Source organism: Petrotoga sp. SL27 (assembly GCF_002924605.1).
Taxonomy (GTDB): Bacteria; Thermotogota; Thermotogae; order Petrotogales; family Petrotogaceae; genus Petrotoga; species Petrotoga sibirica.
Genome location: NZ_JAIP01000027.1, coordinates 55,832 through 75,474, shown reverse-complemented (window position 1 = coordinate 75,474; position 19,643 = coordinate 55,832). Strand labels below are relative to the sequence as shown.

Sequence of the window (19,643 nt, the reverse complement as noted above, 5' to 3'; positions counted from 1 at the left end):
AATTAAGGAGGGAATTATTGTGAAGAAGGTATTATTAACTTTAGTTTTAGTGGGTATAGCCCTTTTCAGTTTCGCAGAAACACTTGTTATAAAAGGTTCAAACACGATCTTTCCAGTAGCACAACTCTGGATAGAAGAGCTAAAAGATATGTATCCAGATTTATCAATAACATTGGAAGGTGCAGGATCTTCAACAGGTATTTCTGCTTTATTCAACGGAACAACACACATCGCAAACTCGAGCAGATGGCTTAAAGAATCAGAATTGGAACAAATGTCCGAAAAAAGAAAGTATTTCATCCCCGTAGTTTTAGGATACGATGGAATAGCTGTTATTGTTAATCCTAATCTTGGAATAGATGAAATCTCTATAGAAGAATTGGCAAAGATTTACACTGGTAAAATCACAAGGTGGAACCAATTGAATCCAAATTTACCAAACCAAAGGATTGTCGTATATTCAAGAAACTCCGCCTCTGGGACCTACGAAACATTCGTAGAAAAAGTTTTAAAAGGTGAAAGAATGGTACCAACAGTTCAAATGCTGGAATCAACACAAGCAGAAATTCAATCAGTTGCTAAAAACCAATATGCGATAGCTTATACAGGAGTAGGGTATGTAACTAACGACGTAAAGGTTTTATCTGTTGATGGTGTACAACCAACAAAACTGAATATTTTAAATTCTGTTTATCCAATTTCAAGACCATTGTATATGTTTGTTGATGGAACAAACGGTTACCCTGAAACTGGACCGGTAAAACAGTATTTGACATTTGGGCTATCAAAACGAGGTCAAGAATTAGTTGAACAGGCCGGGTATGTAGCAGCATACGGATTTTAAAAGTTAATCCTTTAAAAGGAGTGCTTTATTTGTGAATAGACGAGATTTCAAAAATATTATAAATCAAAGTATAATTACCGCGGTCGCAATGGTGGGAATAGTAGCATTAATTGGTCTATTCATCTTTATCATAAGAGAAACTATTCCAGCCCTGACGGAAGTTGGGGCTGAGATTTTTACTAGTAAATACTGGTATCCAACATATGATCCACCAGAATATGGCATGTTGGCAATGATAGTAGGGTCTTTCATATTAACGGGCTTCGCTTCTATTATGGTTATACCCATAGGGTATATAATTGCATTTTTCTTGTACGATTATGCCACAAACACAGAACAAAAAATTATAAAATCAGCAATAGATTTGCTATCTGGAGTACCCACTGTTATAATTGGTACATTCTTATTTATTTATGTTTCACCTATCCTTATGAATTTTGGAGCTTGGTCCTTAGGTAATTTACTATTAGCAGCAATTGGGCTATCTATTTTATCCCTACCATACGCCGCTTCACTTATGCAGGAAGCATTATCAGCAATTGATATCAGTCTAAAAGAAAGTGCATTAGCCTTGGGAGCAAGTAGGTTCACTGCTGGATTTAGAATAGTAAGCAAAGCAGCACTATCAGGAATTTTAAATTCAATAATTCTAACAATAAATAGAATTATAGGGGAAACTATAGTTGTATTAATGGTTGCTGGAGGAGCTGCTATAATTCCTAGATCAATATGGGATCCGGTTAGACCTTTAACCGCTGCTATAGCAAGTGAGATGGGAGAAGTGCCGATTGGAAGTATTCATTACTCTGCTTTATTCGTTGCCGGTTTGATTTTACTAATGATATCTTTTATTCTAACGATGATATCTAGGAGAGTAACGAGGAGTTGAAAAAAATGAAGAAACAAACAGGAATAGATTCAATAATTTCAATCATTTTCAGAATCATAAGTTATATTGCGTTTGGTATAATATTGTCAATAATTGTAATAGTTATAGTAGATGGTGCAAGATATTTTAATCCTTCTTTTTTCTTAGAATACCCCAGTCAAGGAATGACAGCCGGTGGAATAGGACCGGCTATATTGGGAAGTTTTTTGATGATATTTTTCATTCTATTATTATCCATTCCAATAGGAGTTCTCACTGGTACCTTCCTCTCAGAATATGGATCAAAATCAAGATTAGGAAGAATAATTGACATATCCGTTACCTCTTTATCTGGTGTTCCTTCTGTTGTCTATGGATTGTTTGGATTAGCTCTTTTTTCAATAACTCTTGGATTTGGAACATCGCTTCTCAGTGGAAGTTTAACTTTAGCTATAATGACTTTACCTGTAATATCCTCATCGGTAAAAGAAGCCCTTACATCTCTACCAAGAGAATTAAGGGAATCAGCCTATGCTTTAGGAGCAAAAAAAACAGAAACTATTTACAAAATACTGTTTCCAGCAGCAAAAAATAGAATAATAACCGCAATATTAATTGGCACTGGAAGGGTTATTGGAGAAACCGCCCCTGTTTTATTGACTGGTGCAGTCTTTTATTCAACTCAGTTACCAAAATCTCTACTCGATCCTGTTATGACTCTTCCAACTCACATATATTTTATAACCATGGCATATGGAGAAAATGCACAATGGATGGCAAAAGCAACATCCGCATTTTTAATAATACTTATTTTAGTCATATATTCGATAGCGTTTAAAGTAAGAGGAGGAAAACAAAAAAGTTGAGTACAGAAAAAGAAATTGTTATAGAAATCAAAAATTTTAATGGTTGGTACGCTCAAAAACAAGCTTTAAAAGATATAAATATGGAAATTAAAAAGAAAAAAGTTAGTGCAATAATAGGTCCTTCAGGTTGTGGAAAATCCACATTGTTGCGAAGTATAAATAGAATCAACGATGAAATTCCTGGATATAGAACCAATGGAGAAATAATATTTGATGGTAAAAATATATATGAAAATAACATTGATTTATCATTGTTGAGAAAAAAAATAGGAATGGTTTTTCAAAAACCAGTACCTTTTCCAATGACTATTTATGAAAACATCGCATTCGGTGTAAAGTTACATACAAAAAGAAATGGAAGAAAAATGGATGCAATCGTTGAAACGGCTCTAAAAAGGGCAGCGTTATGGGATGAAGTAAAAGACGATCTCGACAAACCAGCTAGTTCTCTCTCTGGTGGACAACAACAACGTTTATGTATTGCTAGAGCCATTGCTGTTGATCCTGAAATAATCTTATTAGACGAACCCACATCTGCCCTAGACCCTATAGCTACGCAAAAAATTGAGAATCTAATTGAACACCTATCCGAAAATTATACTATAATTATTGTAACTCATAACCTAGCCCAAGCTATAAGAATTTCAGATTATATGTATTTTATGTTTCAAGGAGAACTTATAGAATCCGGAAAAACAGAAGACATTATAAAAAGTCCCAAAGAACAATTGACAGAAGATTATTTAAATGGTAGAATTAGCTAAAAATTGAATAGTTAAAAAAACAATAGAAATTATACAAGAAAATGGGGAGTGGAATAGATGGATTACACACATTTTGAAACTGAAATGACACGATTAACAAGTGAAATATCTAAGCTTTTAACCGTCGTTTTAAGATCCTTTGAAAATTCTATCAAAGCTTTAGAAGATAAAAACCTTGAATTAGCCGAAAAAGTCTTAAAAGCAGATGATCAAATAGATGATTTAAACCGCCAAATTGAAGAGTCAGTCTATCAAATCGTAGCCAGATTTCGTCCTTTAGCAAAAGATTTACGTTACGCAGTAACAATGATAAAGTTCGCAAACAATCTTGAAAGAATAGGTGATCTTTCTTGCAATATTGCTGAAAAAACTAAAATCTATGCGCATATTGATCTAAAAGACATAGTAAATACTAAAGAAATAAAAAAGATGTTCGGTATATCTTTAGAGATGATAAAGGACTCATATAAAGCATTCGGAGAAAGAAATATTGAAGAAGCTGTGAAAATTTGGAAAAGAGATGACGAAGTAGACAACCTAGAAAAACAAATTCGAAAAATAGCTGTGCAAAAATTAGAGGATGAATCATTCAACAAAGAACTTATCATACCATATATATTATTGACAAGAGACATTGAAAGAATCGCTGATCACGCCACAAATCTTTGTGAAGAAATAGTTTACATAGAAACAGGTAAGGAAATCGAGGACTATCTATAAACGGAGGCTTTCTCATGCCTAAGGTTCTTATTGTTGAAGATGATGAAGATATACGAGATATACTAAAAACTTATCTTCGATTAGAAGATTTAGAAATCTTTGAAGCCGGTACTTTATCTCAAATGAGGAACGTTTTGAATAAAGAATCAAACATCGACATAATCTTATTAGATTTGATGTTACCGGATGGAGACGCAGTTAATGAATTGCCAAAAGTTCGTGCATTGAATAGAGAAATAGGCATCATAATTATTTCTGCAAAAAATACAGATGGAGAAAAAATCTTAGGAATTGAGTCAGGAGCAGATGACTATATCACTAAACCCTTCAATCCAAGAGAAGTTACAGCACGGGTTAGGGCTTTATTAAAAAGACTTAAAAAATCTGAAAGTAAAATGGTTTTTGGACCCATGGAAATATATTCAAACAATTATTTAGTAACTTACAAAGGTAAAAATATTGAATTGACATCAAAAGAGTTCGAAATACTTGATCTATTAGCCAGAAATTCAGAAAAAGTTTACACAAGAGAAGAAATTATCGACAAAATTTGGTTTGGAGATGAATTTATTACAGACCGAGTCATAGACGTACATATAAGCATGATTAGGTCAAAGATCGGTAAAGATTGGATAAAAACTATTAGAAACGTAGGATACAAGTTCAACAAAAACGCTTTTACAGTAGATAACAACGGTGAAAATAAAATATGAAAAATACCTGTTCATTTGATTTTCAAATATTCGATTCTTTAGAAGATGCCGTATTACAGTTAGAAAACAAAACTACTATACTTAACGCAAATACCACAGCCAAAGCTTGGGGATTAGGAACAAACAAAGAATTATTGAACACCATAAGTTTCAACGAAATCGATCAGCTTGCAAAACATATATTGAACAATGAAGACTATGAATTAGAAACAAATATATATTTCTTTGAAGGTTACAGCAAGTTTTGCAAACTCACATACAAAAAAGAATATCAACTTCTAATATTACAAAACAAAACAGAATTTGAATTACTAAAAAAAGTGAAAGAAGATTTCATAACTTCTGTATCCCACGAACTCAGAACTCCCCTCACTATAGCAAAAGGAAATACTCAAATTCTCAAAGATTTCATGAAAGACAATCAATTTTTAAAACAAGTTACCAAAATCGAAGAATCTCTTGACAGAATAGAAAATATAATTTCTCAACTAACCCTTCTTTCGAAAGCAGAATTTGGAGAATACGAATTAAAAAAAGAAGTAATAAATCCACGTACTCTATACAATGAAGTAGTAAATGATCTCTATGAAAAGATATTAGAAAAAAAGGTTAAGTTACAATTCAATTGTCAAATTCAGTCTATAAAAGGTGACAAGTTTGTACTCTACACAATCTTCAGAAATTTGCTCTCAAATGCGATTAAATACTCTTACGAAAATTCTGATATTTACATTGATTTTCTAGGCGAACAACTCATTATAAAAGATGAAGGTATAGGCATAAGAGAAGAAGAACAAAATAGAATTTTTGAAAGGTTCTATCGTGGCGTAGAGGCAAAGAATCACGCCAAGGGATCGGGGTTGGGTTTGGCTGTGGTTAAGTATCTATGCGAACTAGCAAATTATAAAATAGAATTTGAATCAAAATGGATGGTTGGCAGCACATTTAAGGTGTCATTCTACAGTTAGCTTTAACTCTAGTTTTCTGCATAAAAGACTTCAAGGAAAGCGTCAATCCAACCTATTTTTAAATTAAAACCTTACATTATTGCATATTGAATAGTATTCTATGGAGTTTTTATATGAAAACAACAAGCTCGTTCAAGTATTAAACTATAAATATATAGGCCAGATTTTTTTAAATAAAAAAAGTATGATTTTCTTAGATATTCCCAAATAATTGCTTTTAAATGGTAATAATTGTCTCTAAACACTCATGAACAAACTTGACATTAGCATAAAATTGTATTTAAATTAAAAGTAGAAGAAATAACTTCAAAATAAAACGATTTTCAAAAAAAAATTTTTATTTTGAAAGGGTCACAGGGCGGAATCCTCCCCACCCTCATGATTTTGTGGACCGAAGGTCCCTTTTTTAGAAGAGCGGGGAAAGAAGTAGAGAGATTCTATTAATTAAGTTTTAGGGTCTCTTAATCTAATATAAATAAAAAGCAAAGGAGTTTACTGATGGCAAATAAAACCTACAATATCGAATTAGTTAAAGAACGTAATAGATCCTTAGTTTTAGAATTATTGAACTCTAAAGGGACAAGCACAAGATCAGAAATAGCTGATATAACAGGTCTAACAAACGCTACTATCACAAATATCATAAATGAATTAATCTCCAGGGATTTAGTAGAGGAAGTTGGAACTGTCGATGGTAAATTAGGCAGAAAACGAACACTAATAAGGCTCAAAGAAGATGCTTTTTATGTTATAGGTGTTGAATTTGGTGTAAACATTGTACGTACGGGAATATTTAATTTTAAAGGAAAAAAAATCAAGATTGTTGAAAAAGAAATAAATTCATATGGAAGACCGACTGATGTTTTAAAAAATCTAATTTTAATAATCGACGAATTGATCAATAACTCCAGAGTAGATTTCAACAAAATTAAGGGTATGGGTATCGCTATGCCTGGATTGATAGATAGCCAAAAAAGAATTTTACGATCAGTTCATCCTTTCCCCTTGCTAAAAGATTACCCACTCGTTGAACATTTAGAAGAACACTATGAAAAAACAATATGGCTAGAAAATGATGCAAACAGTGCTGTTTTGGGTGAAAAGTGGTTTGGACATGGAAAAAAATTTAACAATTATGTTTTTATTGTAGGTGATTCTGGAATCGGCGCAGGAATTATCATAAACGGAAAGTTATATTCGGGAACTTCTAATTCTGCTGGAGAAATAGGCCATACAGCCATAACTGAAGATTTAATTCCTTTGGAAAATTTTGGAGGTTTATCAAGGTTAGCAGATGAATTTAATTTACCATTAGAGATAATTTTAAATGAATCAAAAAAGTCTGATGAAATTAAAAAAGCAATTGATGAAATCAGTAAATTTTTAGCCATCGGGATAGTGAACCTGGTAAATACGATTGATCCTGAATCGGTAATTATAGGTGGAAGAATTTTAAAAGCACGGAATTCTATTATTAGAGAAATAAAAAAAATAGTAGAGCAATATACTTTTTCAGATGAAATCCCACAAATTCTAGTTGCTTCAAAGAAAGAAGATGCTATTTTGTCAGGTGCAGCCTCAATTGCAATTGAACATATCGTAGCTTCTCCCTACCAGTTTTTGCTAAACAATGACTAAAACATATCTTATAACAACCTTAGGTAAAAAACTTAAACCTTACATCTTAGGGGGCTAAATATTATGAAAATAAGAACAAAGTTATACTTTTTAATTATCGTCACATCCATAATTCCATTGATCTTAATTTCCATTTTTAGCTTTTACAATTACTACACAACTATTCAAGAAAATACAGAAAATAATATTTTAAATCAATTACAAACAGAAAAAGAAGCTATTCTTAAGTTCTTAAACCCTGTGCATGAATTGACAGAATACGTATCTAGCAACCTTGAAAAAAACGGATTAAACTGGATGTTTCAGAATTTCTCAAACGTAGTCAACTCCTTTTCAGAAATAGAATATATTTACGTAGTATTACAAGATGGCTCTTTTATAATCGAACCAGAAGTTGAAATATCTCAAAAGTATGATCCTTTAAGTAGTATATGGGCACAAACAGCTGCATCGGAAGACAAAACAATATTAACTACTTCGCATGTCCAATCTTTTTCAAATAAACCAACTTTAACTTTTGCTACAAAATTTGTTGCTTCGTCCAGAGAAGGAATTTTAGGATTAGATATAGATTATGAAACTTTCAAAAACATCATATCATCTACTTCTTATAGTTCACAAATAAATTATATTGTTGATGAAGAAAACAATATATTAGTTTCCACAAAAGATAATGAGAATTTAGTAATTCCAATTATTACTGAAGATAAGGGTATTATAAATCAAGAAGATAAATACATTTACTATCTAAAAATACCAGACTTAAGATGGATTATATTTTCCGCAGTCGATTCTCAAGACATTATGTACGAACCATTAAAACGATCTTTCAATATAGCTTTAATTGCTCTAATAGTAATTGTTTTAGCTATCCTTTTATCAATCTTCTTTATGCGATCCATTACTAGACCAATCCAATCATTGAAAAACAAAGTAAATTTAATAGAGCAAGGAAATTTAAATGTTGATTTCAATACTTGTGAAAACGATGAAATAGGAACAATTTCAGAAGAATTATCGAACATGTTAAAAACTTTGAAATCTTCTTTATCAGGTGTCAAGGAAATAAGTATCAATATCGAAAAATTTTCTAATGAACTCTCCAATATTTCAGAGAAATTATCAAAAAGTAACAAAGGCATTTTAAATCAAACTGAAAGCATACAAAATGACTTAGAAGACTCTGCGGCCTTCACTCAAGAAGTAACGTCAGGGGTAGACGAAGTAGCAAGGGCGGCACAAGGTGTATCCCAAGACGCGCAAAGACTAAGTGAAGAAGCAGATGAAACAAGTAAAGCTGCAGAAGAAGGAAGCAAAACGATAGAAAGCATAAGTCAAGCTGTGAAAGAAGCGGTAGAAAGGACAAAAGAAAGTCAAAAAGAAGTAGAAACACTTGCAAGCAATGCCAAGAACGTACAAAGTATAGTAGAAACGATAAACTCGATAACTGAACAAACGAACCTTTTGGCACTAAACGCAGCGATAGAAGCGGCAAGGGCAGGAGAAGCAGGAAGAGGATTTGCGGTAGTAGCGGATGAGATAAGGAAATTAGCAGAAGAATCAAGGAATGCAACGGATGAAATATCTGAAATATTAACCAACATAACGCAAGGGACGAACAAAGTAAACGAATCGACGAACAAGGTAGTAGGAACGATAGGGGAAATAAACGAAAAGATGGAGAATGTACAGAAAAGTTTCAACCGGATAAAAGAAAGGATAGAAAGGATGGACCAAGGGATAGAAAACATGACTGCAGGTGCGCAAGAACAAAGTGCAAGTGCGCAAGAGATGAGCACAGCAATGCAAAAAGTGGAAAAATCTATACAGAGTATAATGGAAAACCTCAACAAAAACTTCAACAATATTAAAGAACAACAAGAAAGCACAAATGAAATAATGGGAAATAGTAAAAAATTGTATGAAATATCACAAAATCTAATATCGCATATAAACATGTTCGATTTTTGATAATAAAACTTTTTCATAGATTTATAGAAATAAAAAGATTTTCATCCAATTTTCAAGGAGGGGAGGAAGAAGCATTAAGGCAAGTTTTTGAATTTCTAAAGGCATTACAAATTCTCAAAGAGGGGGGAGGGAATCTTCCCTTGTTAATCATCCTGGTACTATTTTAGCATTAGGGTATCTCTTTACAAAAGAAATAATAAAAAAACAAAAAACAGATTTTTAGTACCATTTTTTAAGTTTCATATCCATACATATTAAACGAGGAGGTAGAGTAGTATGAAAAAGTTAGTAGGCATAGTACTTCTAAGTGTATTAAGTTTCACCATGATTTTTGCCCAAAGTGGGCAGGTAGAGATATTCAGCTGGTGGACAGGTGGAGGAGAAGAAGAGGCTCTGCTAGCAACTATTCAAGATTTTAATGAATTATATCCAAACATTCAGGTAATCAACGCAACTGTTGCCGGTGGAGCAGGAACAAACGCTAAAGCAGTATTAAAAACAAGAATGCTCGGTGGAAACCCACCCGACACATTCCAAGTACACGCTGGTTGGGAGTTAACAGATACATACGTAATTCCAGGACTCATGGAACCTTTAACAGAATATCTAAAAGCTTGGAGAGTCTACGATAAATTTCCTGAAGGTTTAATAGACATAGTAAGTTATCAAGGTGAAGTTTATTCAATCCCTTTGACAGTGCATAGAAGCAATGTTGTATTCTACAACAAGAAATTATTTAACGAAATAGGTTTAACTAAAGAACCGCAGACATGGAATGAATTCATAAAAGCTTTAGAAAAAGCAAAAGCTGCTGGTTACACTCCACTTGCTTTAGGAGATAAAAACAAATGGCCTGCAGGTCAACTTGTTGAGAATCTTATGGTAGCCGAATTTGGAGCTAAAAATTACAACGACTTATTTAACGGTGAACTATCGTTCAACGATGAAAGGCTTGACAGTACATTAGAAAAAATGGTACAACTTATGGATTACGTTAACGTAGATCATGCAGCTTTAGCATGGCAAGATGCTGCAAGATTGTTATATGAAGGCAAAGCCGTTTTCAATTTAATGGGTGACTGGGCAGAAGGATACTTCAAAACCTTAGGTTTGATACCAGGCGAAGACTTTGGATGGTTCGAATTACCTGGCACACAAGCTGTATTTGTACTCGTATCCGACACCTTCGGGTTACCAAAGAATGCCCCAAATAGAGAAAATGCACTAATCTTCCTGAAATATTTGGCTTCTACAAGGGCTCAATCAGTATTTAATCCAATTAAAGGTGCTATACCTGCAAGAATTGACGCAGACCCAGGAGACGATCCATATCTGATAGAAACAGCTGAGGATTTCAGAACTCTCATCATATCACCATCCATCGTTCACGGTTCTGCTGCTCCTGAAGCATTCGTCACGTCATTCAACGATGCCATTAACAACTTAGTAACTACTAAAAACGTAAAACAAGCCAAACAAATGATATTATGGGCTGCTGAAGACGTAAATCTGCTCACAGATTAACATCTAAAATAACGCAATCTCGGCCCTTTCTGGGCCGAGGTTTTTGATATGCCACTATCTATAAGGAGAGATATGTATGTCTGTTCAAAAGAAAAAGGCAAGAGCCGGATTTTTTATAATCCTACCTTCTTTGGCTTTCATTGGTATATTTGTCTATTATTTTATATTTTTAACAATAAGAACATCGACTTCCAACTGGAACAGTTTCTCCTCATTGTTAAGTGGAGAGTATAAATTTATTGGATTAAGAAATTATCAAAGGTTATTCAACGACCCCAGATTTCAAACAGATTTATGGAATACATTATTTTTCACATTATTTTTCCTTGCGGGGTGTATAATACTTGGTATATTTTTAGCTAATATTATTGACAAGAAATTGAGAGGTTCAAGTTTTTTTCAAAACTTGTTTTTATTCCCAATGGCAATTTCCTATGTAGTAACAGGTACAGTTTGGGGTTGGATATTCGCACCTGGAAACCTACCAACCTCCCCACAAGGAATTAACTTATTACTTGAAAACCTTGGATGGTCTAATTTACAATGGATGTGGTATACGAGTACCCAATCGATAGGTAACTTCAATCTTGCACTGATACCAGTGATAATAGCAGCAACCTGGCAGATGTCGGGATACGTAATGGCAATGTATTTAGCTGGGCTTAGAGCAATACCTGAAGAGATGATAGAGGCAGCACAAGTAGACGGATCAACAGGCACTCAATTGTTTTGGAGAATAAAGATGCCGATGCTCAGACCAATCACACTTAGTGCAATGATAGTAATAGGACACATGTCCCTAAAGATATTCGATTTAATATACGCTATGACTGGAAGCGGACCTAACAATGTTACCGATATGCCTGCTGTTTATATGTTTGAACAGATGTTTAGATCCAACAGATATGCTATCGCATCAGCCATTGCAATAATAATGCTGATAATGGTAGCGGCCGTTATAATACCTTATCTGTACAGTTCTTTTAGGGGGGAAAGATAATGGCGGAGAAAACAAGTAAAACTTCTCTCACAATATATTATATTATACTTGCTTTGTTCACTGTATTTTATGTCCTACCGTTTTATGTTACTATAAGCACATCCTTTAAGCCATTTGAAGAAGTTTCCATATCAAACATGTGGAAACTACCAAGTAATTTTTCCCTTGAAGGATTCAAAGCTGCGTCTGCAAGGTTAGGTCCAAATCTAAAAAATAGCTTTTACCTTACTATCCCTGCAACTTTAATATCTGCAATGATTGGTTCAATTAACGGCTTTGCCCTTTCAAAATTAAGATTCAAATATTCAAATATTGTATTTGCTCTCATACTTTTTGGGATGTTCATACCTTATCAAAGTGTATTATTTCCACTGATACAGTTCTTTCAAGCAATAGGTTTATACGGTACCATACCGGCTTTGATTATAACCCATGTTATATACGGAATACCAATTACAACCCTGATGTTTAAAAACTACTACGAAGAAATACCAAATGAATTAGTAGAAGCATCTTCTGTGGATGGTGCAAACATATGGCAATCGTATACAAAGATTCTTTTACCGATATCCATGCCTGGATTTGTAGTGGTAATAATATGGCAGTTCACAAATATATGGAATGAATTTTTGTTCGCAGTAACGATAACCAGTGATCCAACGAAACAACCAATAACGGTGGCTTTGGTTAATTTAGCTGGCAGTCAAGTCGTTCAATGGAACGTTCAAATGGCAGGCACTTTAATCGCTGCACTTCCCACTCTCATAGTTTACATCATATTGGGGAGATATTTCGTAAGAGGTTTACTTGCTGGTTCAGTCAAAGGATAATATAAACCCGCCTAATTATAGATGGCGGGTATTTGTTTACTTTCCTAAATTTGTTTTTTTAATATGAAAAACAAACGATCGTTCAAGTATTAAAGAATGTTTTTTAAATAATATCTCTCAAATCTTTAAACAATTTTATAATTGCATTTATAATGACGAAAAATTCCAAACGCCCCAAATACATTCCTAATGTTTGAGTCCAAATCACTCCTAAGGGTGCTTGACTCGATGTAATACCTGTAGAAAGTCCAACAGCAGATAACGTAGAAGCATACTCAAACAATGCATTATGAAGTGGATAACCATAAGCTAACAAGATAAAAACACCAATGAAATAGGTAATAAAATACATTGTAAAGACTACTAATACATTTTTTATTGAATTTAAATCTATTTTCTTTTTTGATACGCCTTTGTATACTTCTATATAAAAGGTGGTCCCAGAGGGTTTAAAAAATTCTTTGATCTGGTTAATGATCAATTTTAAAGCGATATAAACCCTAAATAATTTTAAACCACCAGATGTGGAATCCATCATACCACCTAAGATCATCAATATTGTCACAATTAACAATCCAAAATAATTCCAATGTGAAAAAGATGCTGTTGAAAAGCCGGTTCCTGTTAGAGCTGAAATACTCTGAAATGCAGAATGCACTAAACCATCTCCAAGGCCGTATATTTCAACAGTGGTAAAAGAAAAAAGTAACAAAAAGGAAATAACTAAAATTATAAACATGGTCTTAATTTCAGGGTTTTTTAAAAAAGGCTCAGATTTGATTTTTTCTCTTAACTCAAGTAACGAAATTTTTTTAGATCGGTAGTCTTTGCGATTTCTAATAAAATTCCTAATCATCAATAATCCAGCATAATGGACTCCAAACCCAGTCCCACCCATAATCATTAGCAGCATAATAATTATTTCTACCCTCAGACTACCAAAAGAAGCAATACTTGAATTTTTTGTGGAAAATCCTCCTGTGGCCAATCCAGTTAATGTATGATTAAAAGCATCAAAAAAAGAGAGTTTTCCCACTAACACCAAAAGTAAAACACCTATAAGCGCCCAACTTAAATAGATTCGAAGAATTATCTTTGATGATTCCCTCAAATTTGGGACTAAGTTGTCACTTCTTCCCTCGGCCTGGTATATACCAACACCCATGGTACCGACAACAATTACAGTGATTATAGCGAAACCAGCCCCACCGACGAATTGCATGACCGATCTCCATATTAAGATTGATCGTGGCAACTTTTCCACATCAGAAAACATTGAAAGCCCTGTCGTTGTCCATCCACTTGTCGATTCAAAAACAGCTTGTGAAAAATTCAATTCTCCGGAAAAAATAAAAGGAAAGGAAGAAAGAAAAATGGCTATTGTCCAAACAAAAAAAACAGTGACAACCGCATCTTGTGTGTTTAATTCATTTCTTTTTTCTCCTCTTCCAATAAACCTTAGTATTCCTCCACTAAGAATGGATACTATGCCCGTAATCAAAAATGGTAGAAAATCTTTAAAAGAATCATAAATAAAAGCTGTAGAACCTACAATAATTATTAAAACAGATAGACCGATTATAATATTTCCAGTATCTCTAAAGATAGTTTTATACCTTAATTTTAGAAAATATTTGTAAGTAGGCACTAGATCACCTCTATTTTAACGTTTCTTTTACTTCATCCACTTGTTCTTTTAGTGCCAAAACGATCAACCTATCTCCCTCATAAATGGTTGTTTCACCTTGAGGAACCATTATATTTCCGTCTTCTCTTATTAATACTCCGATTATTGAATTCTGAGGAATCTTTAATTCCTTAAGTTTTTTATTTACAGCTTTATCTTTTTCAAGTATTGTAAGTTCCAAAATAGATAACTTTTCCACATAGGGATTGAAAAAATCCGTAATATCTTCATGAATCAAAGAAGATTCAATTATTTTTTGCATCCAAGAAATGGGAACCAGTGTTTCAACATCGATACCTTTAAAAATAGTTTCGTTTTCTGCTGCATTGACTAAAGATATTATCTTTATATCTTCATAATACTGTCTTAGCAACCAAGATACAACAAAATTCAACGCATCGTCCTCAGAGATGATTATCAAGGCTTCCACTTTTTTATTCAGATCCAAATTTTCTATCCAATTGATATCCGTGGGATCCTGCTTTACAAGCTCAAGAGCGGGAAAATTTACCTTTAATCCATCTAAAATCTCCAAATTTTCATTATTTTTACTGACGTAGTAAACTTGATTACCTAACAAGAGTAATTTTTTAGCTAAAGAATAAGCTAATATTTTTCCCTCTATAATATAAAAAATTCTACTCATATTTAACTACTTCCCCTTCCAATTCCTTAACCAAATCAATTACCGAATCTTCAATGGGGCAAAATAAATTCAATCCTGCTTTTATAAAAATTGATTTCTTCAAAGGATCATTCACCCTTGCGGCTATTCTTACTCCCGAATTCAACTTTTTAATCCCATAGGCTAACATAAAATTTAAATTGTCATCCGGCGTTACAATATAAACCATGTGAGCTTTTTCAATATTTACATCTTTTAATGCAGCCATATCGCTTGTATCAATAACCCTTGTGAAACCTGTAAAATTCCTTTTGGATAATCTTTCAAAAGATGATTCTTCTTTATCAAGAACTACTACATTGTAAGACTTACTTAATTGTAAAGCTAGTTCAGAACCCAACCTTCCACAACCTATTATGATTATTAGTTTGGAACCATTTAATCGCATATGTCCTCACTTCCGAAAAATATTATTGAAATATACAATTTATTAGCTCACTACCATTCATCAAAGGATATATTCTCTAAGGTCTTCATCACCATATACTTTACCAAGCCTTAGGTCTACATAACTGCTATCTATTTTCAATTCCCATTCTCCTGATGCGGGTGCTTCAAAAGAAACCTCTTCAAGAACTTTTTCGACTACAGTGTAAAGTCTTCTTGCTCCAATATTTTCAACCTTTTCGTTGAGCTCAAAGGCAATATCTGCCATTCTTTCAACGCCATCTTCAGTGAACTCAATTCTCACCCCATCAGTTTCGAGTAAGTACTGATATTGTTTTAGTATTGCATTTTTGGGCTGGGTAAGTATTCTAATGAAGTCTTCTCTAGTCAAATCAGATAATTCTGCTCTAATTGGAAATCTACCTTGTAGCTCAGGAATTAGATCCGAAGGCTTAGCCTCACTAAATGCACCAGCAGCGATAAACAATATATAATCAGTACTAATTGAACCATACTTTGTTAGTACAGTTGTTCCTTCTACTATTGGTAACAAATCTCTCTGAACACCTTCTCTAGATACATCGGGTCCGGAAGAGACTCCTTTGGAGGTAACTTTATCAATTTCATCAATGAAAATTATGCCACTATTTTCTGCTCTACTTATTCCTTCTTGAATTAATTTATCTTGATCTATCAACTTTTCGGATTCAATAGGTTCCAAAACCTTCCTTGCTTCAGAAATCTTCATTCGCCGTCTTTTTTTCTTCTTGGGCATAATATTTTGAAACATCTCACCAAACTGTATACCCATGTCTTCTAGTTCAGGTCCCAATCCAGCAAACATAGGTGTAGATTGTTCTTCGACCTCTATTTCTATTTCTAAATCTTCTAATTCACCATTTCTTAATTTTTCTAACAATTCTTCTTTTCTTCTTTGAATATTTTCGTCTTCTTTTTCATCATATCCCTTATTTTGGGAATATTCAGCGCTTTGATTGAAAAGTTGCATAACGTCCATAAATGAGGGTTGAGCCTTTGATTTTTTCTTTGAAGGCACAAGTGCCTCTACTATCCTTTCTTCTACGAGTCTTTGAGCTTTACCTTTAACTTCTTCCATCATTTCCTTTTTTACCATGTTAACTGAAGAATCAACCAATTCTCTAACCATACTCTCTACATTTTTCCCAACATATCCAACCTCGGTAAACCTTGTAGCTTCCACCTTCACAAATGGTGCGTTAGCAACTTCTGCTAATCTTCTTGCAATCTCTGTTTTTCCAACACCTGTAGACCCTATCATCAGAATATTTTTAGGTATAACATCTCTTCTAACATCCTCTTGAAGAGCCAAACGTCTAATCCTGTTTCTCAAAGCGATAGCAACCTGTTTCTTTGCTTCCTTTTGACCGATTATATAATTATCTAATTTTTCTACAATTTTCTTTGGAGTTAATTCGTCTATTTTATTCATAAAAATCACCTCAAAAATTATTATTTACTACTAAAAAAATCATATCATACCTCATGAACCTTTAAAAGATTAGTTTTACTGGAGAAACCATAAGGGATTCCTGCAGTTACAATGATATTTTCTCCTGGTAGGGCAAAATTTAAAGATTTCACAATATTGCTCACACTTTCCAACATATTATCTGTGTCGGTAAACCTTTGCATAATAACAGGAGTCACTCCCCAAACTAACGCCAATCGATGATAAGTAGATATTCTTGGGGATGCTGCAACTATTTTCATATTTCTCCTGAACCTAGACAGCACTCTTGCCGTGTAACCACTATATGTTGTTGCAACAACAACGTCGATGCCTAGTTGTTCGGCAATTTTTATTGCAGACATCGTTATTGAATTGGTAGCAGGATCTCCTCCACCATATGTTGAATAATCGAATTTATAATAGTACTCTTCTAATATTTTCTCAGTTTCCTTTGCCACATTGGACATAACTTTGACAGCTTGTTCAGGGTATTTCCCAATCGATGTTTCTTCAGACAACATAACTGCATCTGTCCCATCTAATATAGCATTAGCTATATCAGTTGCCTCTGCTCTTGTAGGAAATGGATTATTAACCATACTTTCAAGCATTTGAGTTGCAGTTATCGCAGGCTTAGCCATCGTATTTGCAATCTCTATTATCCTCTTTTGAAGCAAAGGTATTTGTTCAACAGGTGCTTCAACACCCAAATCTCCTCTTGCAACCATCACCCCATCCGCTTCTTCTATGATCGATTCCAGGTTGTCTAAAGCTTGCAATGTTTCTATTTTAGCGATTATAGGGAGATCGGGCATACCCAATTCAGTTAAAATCCTCCTCGTTCGGGTGATATCTTCAGCTTTTCTAACGAAAGACTGAGCGATATAATCTACGTTCCATTCCACAGCCTTGTTCAGATACTCAATATCCTTTTCTGTTAATGGTGGTAGGCTAATATCTATACCAGGAACGTTTATCCCTCTTCTATGAGTAATACTACCACCAGTTATAACTTTTGTTACAATTTCCTTTTCATTACTGCTGACAACTTCCAGCCGAATTTTTCCATCATCAAGAAGGATAAAATCTCCTTTTTTAACTTCTTTAGGCAAATCTTTATAATTTATACTTACCTTTTCTTTATTTCCAACAATCTCTTCGGTTGTCAAGATAAATTTTTGGCCTTCTTCCAGAGCTACTTGATCCGTATCAAATCGACCTGTTCGAATCTTTGGACCTTCTAAATCAAGTAAAATGGCAAAAGGTATATTCATATCTTTTCGTATTTTTTTAATCAGATTTACCCTTTTCTCATGATCAGCAATAGTATCATGAGAAGTATTCAATCTTGCTACATTCATTCCTGCGTTTATCAATTTTTTTATCATTACTTCATCTTGGGTAGCAGGACCAATTGTGCAAACGATTCTCGTCTTTTTATTTTCCGCTTTTTCGTTCATAACCATCCTCCTAAAAAATACGGAACTTTTGGGTGTTTCTTCCCAAATTACATCTTTTTTTATATTCCATGCCTTGGGGATTTTCAAGGGGTTTACCCTTTGAACGCTCTATGATAAAATCCCCGCCAACTTCACAATCTCCATATCCAATTTGTTACTCTCAGAAAGAACTTTTTCAAGAGGCGTTCTAATCAAACCGTTTTTACTCAATCCTATCATAACGTCAAAATCCTCATCTTTAATTGCTTTTACTACTTCATTTCCCATTCTTGAGGCCAAAATCCTATCGAATGCAGTTGGAGAACCTCCTCTTTGAATATGGCCTAAAATTGTTATACGCGTTTCAAAACCAATCCTATTCTCTAAATGTCTAGCTACTGTATAAGCACTGGCAGATCCTTCAGCAACAACGATTATTGAATTGATCTTACCTCTTTTTCTTTCATCCCACATTTTTTCAGCTAAAACATCGTAATCAGTCGGAACTTCTGGTATTATTATAGCTTCAGCACCTATTGCGAGACCAGACATCAAAGCAACGTATCCAGATGTTCTTCCCATAACTTCAACAATAAATGCCCTTTCATGTGAAGAAGCGGTGTCTTTTAACTTCTGCATGGCTTCAACGACTGTGTTAAGACAGGTATCAACACCTATACTCATATCTGTATAGGCTATATCGTTATCTATAGAAGCTGGTACGCCTATCACTGGTATTCCTTGTTCTTCCGCTAGCAATTTCCCGCCGGTAAGGCTTCCGTTTCCACCGATTATAACCAAAACATCAATCCCTAAATCTTTCAATATGTCAGCAGCTTTTTTTCGGACTTCGGGAACTTTAAATTCTGGTACCCTTGAGGTTCTTAAAATGGTTCCCCCTCTTTCCATTATGCCACCAACATCTGAATATGTGAATTTTTTATAATCTTTATCCAATATACCGGCAAATCCTCTCAAAAATCCATAGACTTCAATATTTTCCACAACTGCACTTCTAGTAACTGCCCTTATAACGGCGTTCATTCCAGGAGCATCTCCACCACTGGTTATTAACCCAATTCTTTTTATATCACTCACTATATCCCTCCTAAAAACTTTCATTATTTATACTTCCTGTAGAAATTCTTAAACTTGCTTTAGCATCACTTTGTTCTGCATCCCACCGTTTAAACTACCTTTTTATTATATCACTTGTTTTTTGACACTATTGTTAATTTCACTATAAT

The 19,643-nt window shown here is 33.9% G+C and carries 18 protein-coding genes; 12 read left to right on the top strand and 6 right to left on the bottom strand.

What is annotated here, in order from left to right; translation table 11 throughout:
* Window positions 1-19 precede the first annotated feature (19 nt).
* The 12 genes from AD60_RS09695 (at window position 20) to AD60_RS09640 (ending at window position 12,706) form a co-directional block, all read left to right on the top strand.
* On the top strand, window positions 20-844 hold the full coding sequence (locus AD60_RS09695) for a phosphate ABC transporter substrate-binding protein PstS family protein (RefSeq protein ID WP_103877495.1): 825 nt from the start codon (window positions 20-22) through the stop codon (window positions 842-844).
* 70 nt (window positions 845-914) lie between these two features.
* Window positions 915-1,733 carry a PstC family ABC transporter permease gene (locus AD60_RS09690; protein ID WP_166667810.1) on the top strand — a complete coding sequence of 273 codons (819 nt, stop codon included), beginning with the start codon at window positions 915-917 and terminating at the stop codon, window positions 1,731-1,733.
* 5 nt (window positions 1,734-1,738) lie between these two features.
* Complete coding sequence (gene pstA / locus AD60_RS09685; RefSeq protein WP_166667806.1) at window positions 1,739-2,578, top strand: phosphate ABC transporter permease PstA; 840 nt, start codon at window positions 1,739-1,741, stop codon at window positions 2,576-2,578.
* Complete coding sequence (gene pstB, locus AD60_RS09680) at window positions 2,575-3,342, top strand: phosphate ABC transporter ATP-binding protein PstB (protein WP_103877492.1); 768 nt, start codon at window positions 2,575-2,577, stop codon at window positions 3,340-3,342. Before pstA ends, pstB begins: the two co-directional genes overlap by 4 nt.
* Window positions 3,343-3,399: 57 nt before the next feature.
* The gene (gene phoU / locus AD60_RS09675) at window positions 3,400-4,062 is read left to right on the top strand and encodes a phosphate signaling complex protein PhoU (RefSeq protein ID WP_103877491.1); all 663 of its coding nucleotides are present in this window, start codon (window positions 3,400-3,402) and stop codon (window positions 4,060-4,062) included.
* A 14-nt stretch (window positions 4,063-4,076) separates the two neighbouring features.
* Window positions 4,077-4,775, top strand: coding sequence for a response regulator transcription factor (locus AD60_RS09670; RefSeq protein WP_103877490.1), 699 nt, complete (start codon window positions 4,077-4,079; stop codon window positions 4,773-4,775).
* The gene (locus AD60_RS09665) at window positions 4,772-5,743 is read left to right on the top strand and encodes a HAMP domain-containing sensor histidine kinase (protein ID WP_103877489.1); all 972 of its coding nucleotides are present in this window, start codon (window positions 4,772-4,774) and stop codon (window positions 5,741-5,743) included. The genes AD60_RS09670 and AD60_RS09665 overlap by 4 nt, the downstream gene beginning before the upstream one ends.
* A 498-nt stretch (window positions 5,744-6,241) precedes the next feature.
* Window positions 6,242-7,381: an ROK family transcriptional regulator gene (locus tag AD60_RS09660; RefSeq protein ID WP_103877488.1), complete on the top strand. Its 1,140-nt coding sequence runs from the start codon at window positions 6,242-6,244 to the stop codon at window positions 7,379-7,381.
* A gap of 63 nt (window positions 7,382-7,444) precedes the next feature.
* Window positions 7,445-9,352: a methyl-accepting chemotaxis protein gene (locus AD60_RS09655; protein ID WP_103927655.1), complete on the top strand. Its 1,908-nt coding sequence runs from the start codon at window positions 7,445-7,447 to the stop codon at window positions 9,350-9,352.
* Window positions 9,353-9,628: 276 nt separating this feature from the next.
* Window positions 9,629-10,876: an ABC transporter substrate-binding protein gene (locus tag AD60_RS09650; protein WP_103877486.1), complete on the top strand. Its 1,248-nt coding sequence runs from the start codon at window positions 9,629-9,631 to the stop codon at window positions 10,874-10,876.
* Window positions 10,877-10,952: 76 nt separating this feature from the next.
* Window positions 10,953-11,876 (top strand): carbohydrate ABC transporter permease, encoded by a 924-nt coding sequence (locus AD60_RS09645; RefSeq protein WP_103927654.1) that lies wholly within the window; start codon window positions 10,953-10,955, stop codon window positions 11,874-11,876.
* The gene (locus tag AD60_RS09640) at window positions 11,876-12,706 is read left to right on the top strand and encodes a carbohydrate ABC transporter permease (protein ID WP_103927653.1); all 831 of its coding nucleotides are present in this window, start codon (window positions 11,876-11,878) and stop codon (window positions 12,704-12,706) included. Before AD60_RS09645 ends, AD60_RS09640 begins: the two co-directional genes overlap by 1 nt.
* A gap of 103 nt (window positions 12,707-12,809) precedes the next feature.
* On the opposite strand, the gene AD60_RS09635 is transcribed toward AD60_RS09640, so the two are convergent.
* From AD60_RS09635 to pfkA, 6 genes are all read right to left on the bottom strand, one after another.
* A complete protein-coding gene (locus AD60_RS09635) occupies window positions 12,810-14,354 on the bottom strand; it encodes a TrkH family potassium uptake protein (RefSeq protein ID WP_103927652.1) in 1,545 nt (514 codons plus the stop codon).
* Window positions 14,355-14,364: 10 nt separating this feature from the next.
* A complete protein-coding gene (locus tag AD60_RS09630; protein WP_103877483.1) occupies window positions 14,365-15,039 on the bottom strand; it encodes a TrkA family potassium uptake protein in 675 nt (224 codons plus the stop codon).
* Window positions 15,032-15,466: an NAD(P)-binding protein gene (locus tag AD60_RS09625; RefSeq protein ID WP_103877482.1), complete on the bottom strand. Its 435-nt coding sequence runs from the start codon at window positions 15,464-15,466 to the stop codon at window positions 15,032-15,034. Before AD60_RS09625 ends, AD60_RS09630 begins: the two co-directional genes overlap by 8 nt.
* 60 nt (window positions 15,467-15,526) lie before the next feature.
* Window positions 15,527-16,936, bottom strand: a complete 1,410-nt coding sequence (gene hslU, locus AD60_RS09620) for an ATP-dependent protease ATPase subunit HslU (protein WP_103927651.1) — start codon at window positions 16,934-16,936, stop codon at window positions 15,527-15,529.
* A 44-nt stretch (window positions 16,937-16,980) separates the two neighbouring features.
* On the bottom strand, window positions 16,981-18,417 hold the full coding sequence (gene pyk, locus AD60_RS09615; RefSeq protein ID WP_103877525.1) for a pyruvate kinase: 1,437 nt from the start codon (window positions 18,415-18,417) through the stop codon (window positions 16,981-16,983).
* A 108-nt stretch (window positions 18,418-18,525) separates the two neighbouring features.
* Complete coding sequence (gene pfkA / locus AD60_RS09610) at window positions 18,526-19,485, bottom strand: 6-phosphofructokinase (RefSeq protein ID WP_370445639.1); 960 nt, start codon at window positions 19,483-19,485, stop codon at window positions 18,526-18,528.
* Window positions 19,486-19,643 lie beyond the last annotated feature (158 nt).

What these genes read in the sequence shown, in the direction of transcription:
- pstA (WP_166667806.1), top strand. Translation starts at nt 1,739, where the DNA reads ATGAAGAAACAAACAGGAATAGATTCAATAATTTCAATCATTTTCAGA.
- phoU (WP_103877491.1), top strand. Translation starts at nt 3,400, where the DNA reads ATGGATTACACACATTTTGAAACTGAAATGACACGATTAACAAGTGAA.
- AD60_RS09670 (WP_103877490.1), top strand. Translation starts at nt 4,077, where the DNA reads ATGCCTAAGGTTCTTATTGTTGAAGATGATGAAGATATACGAGATATA.
- AD60_RS09665 (WP_103877489.1), top strand. Translation starts at nt 4,772, where the DNA reads ATGAAAAATACCTGTTCATTTGATTTTCAAATATTCGATTCTTTAGAA.
- AD60_RS09660 (WP_103877488.1), top strand. Translation starts at nt 6,242, where the DNA reads ATGGCAAATAAAACCTACAATATCGAATTAGTTAAAGAACGTAATAGA.
- AD60_RS09655 (WP_103927655.1), top strand. Translation starts at nt 7,445, where the DNA reads ATGAAAATAAGAACAAAGTTATACTTTTTAATTATCGTCACATCCATA.
- AD60_RS09650 (WP_103877486.1), top strand. Translation starts at nt 9,629, where the DNA reads ATGAAAAAGTTAGTAGGCATAGTACTTCTAAGTGTATTAAGTTTCACC.
- AD60_RS09645 (WP_103927654.1), top strand. Translation starts at nt 10,953, where the DNA reads ATGTCTGTTCAAAAGAAAAAGGCAAGAGCCGGATTTTTTATAATCCTA.
- AD60_RS09640 (WP_103927653.1), top strand. Translation starts at nt 11,876, where the DNA reads ATGGCGGAGAAAACAAGTAAAACTTCTCTCACAATATATTATATTATA.
- AD60_RS09630 (WP_103877483.1), bottom strand. Translation starts at nt 15,039, where the DNA reads ATGAGTAGAATTTTTTATATTATAGAGGGAAAAATATTAGCTTATTCT.
- AD60_RS09625 (WP_103877482.1), bottom strand. Translation starts at nt 15,466, where the DNA reads ATGCGATTAAATGGTTCCAAACTAATAATCATAATAGGTTGTGGAAGG.
- hslU (WP_103927651.1), bottom strand. Translation starts at nt 16,936, where the DNA reads ATGAATAAAATAGACGAATTAACTCCAAAGAAAATTGTAGAAAAATTA.
- pyk (WP_103877525.1), bottom strand. Translation starts at nt 18,417, where the DNA reads ATGAACGAAAAAGCGGAAAATAAAAAGACGAGAATCGTTTGCACAATT.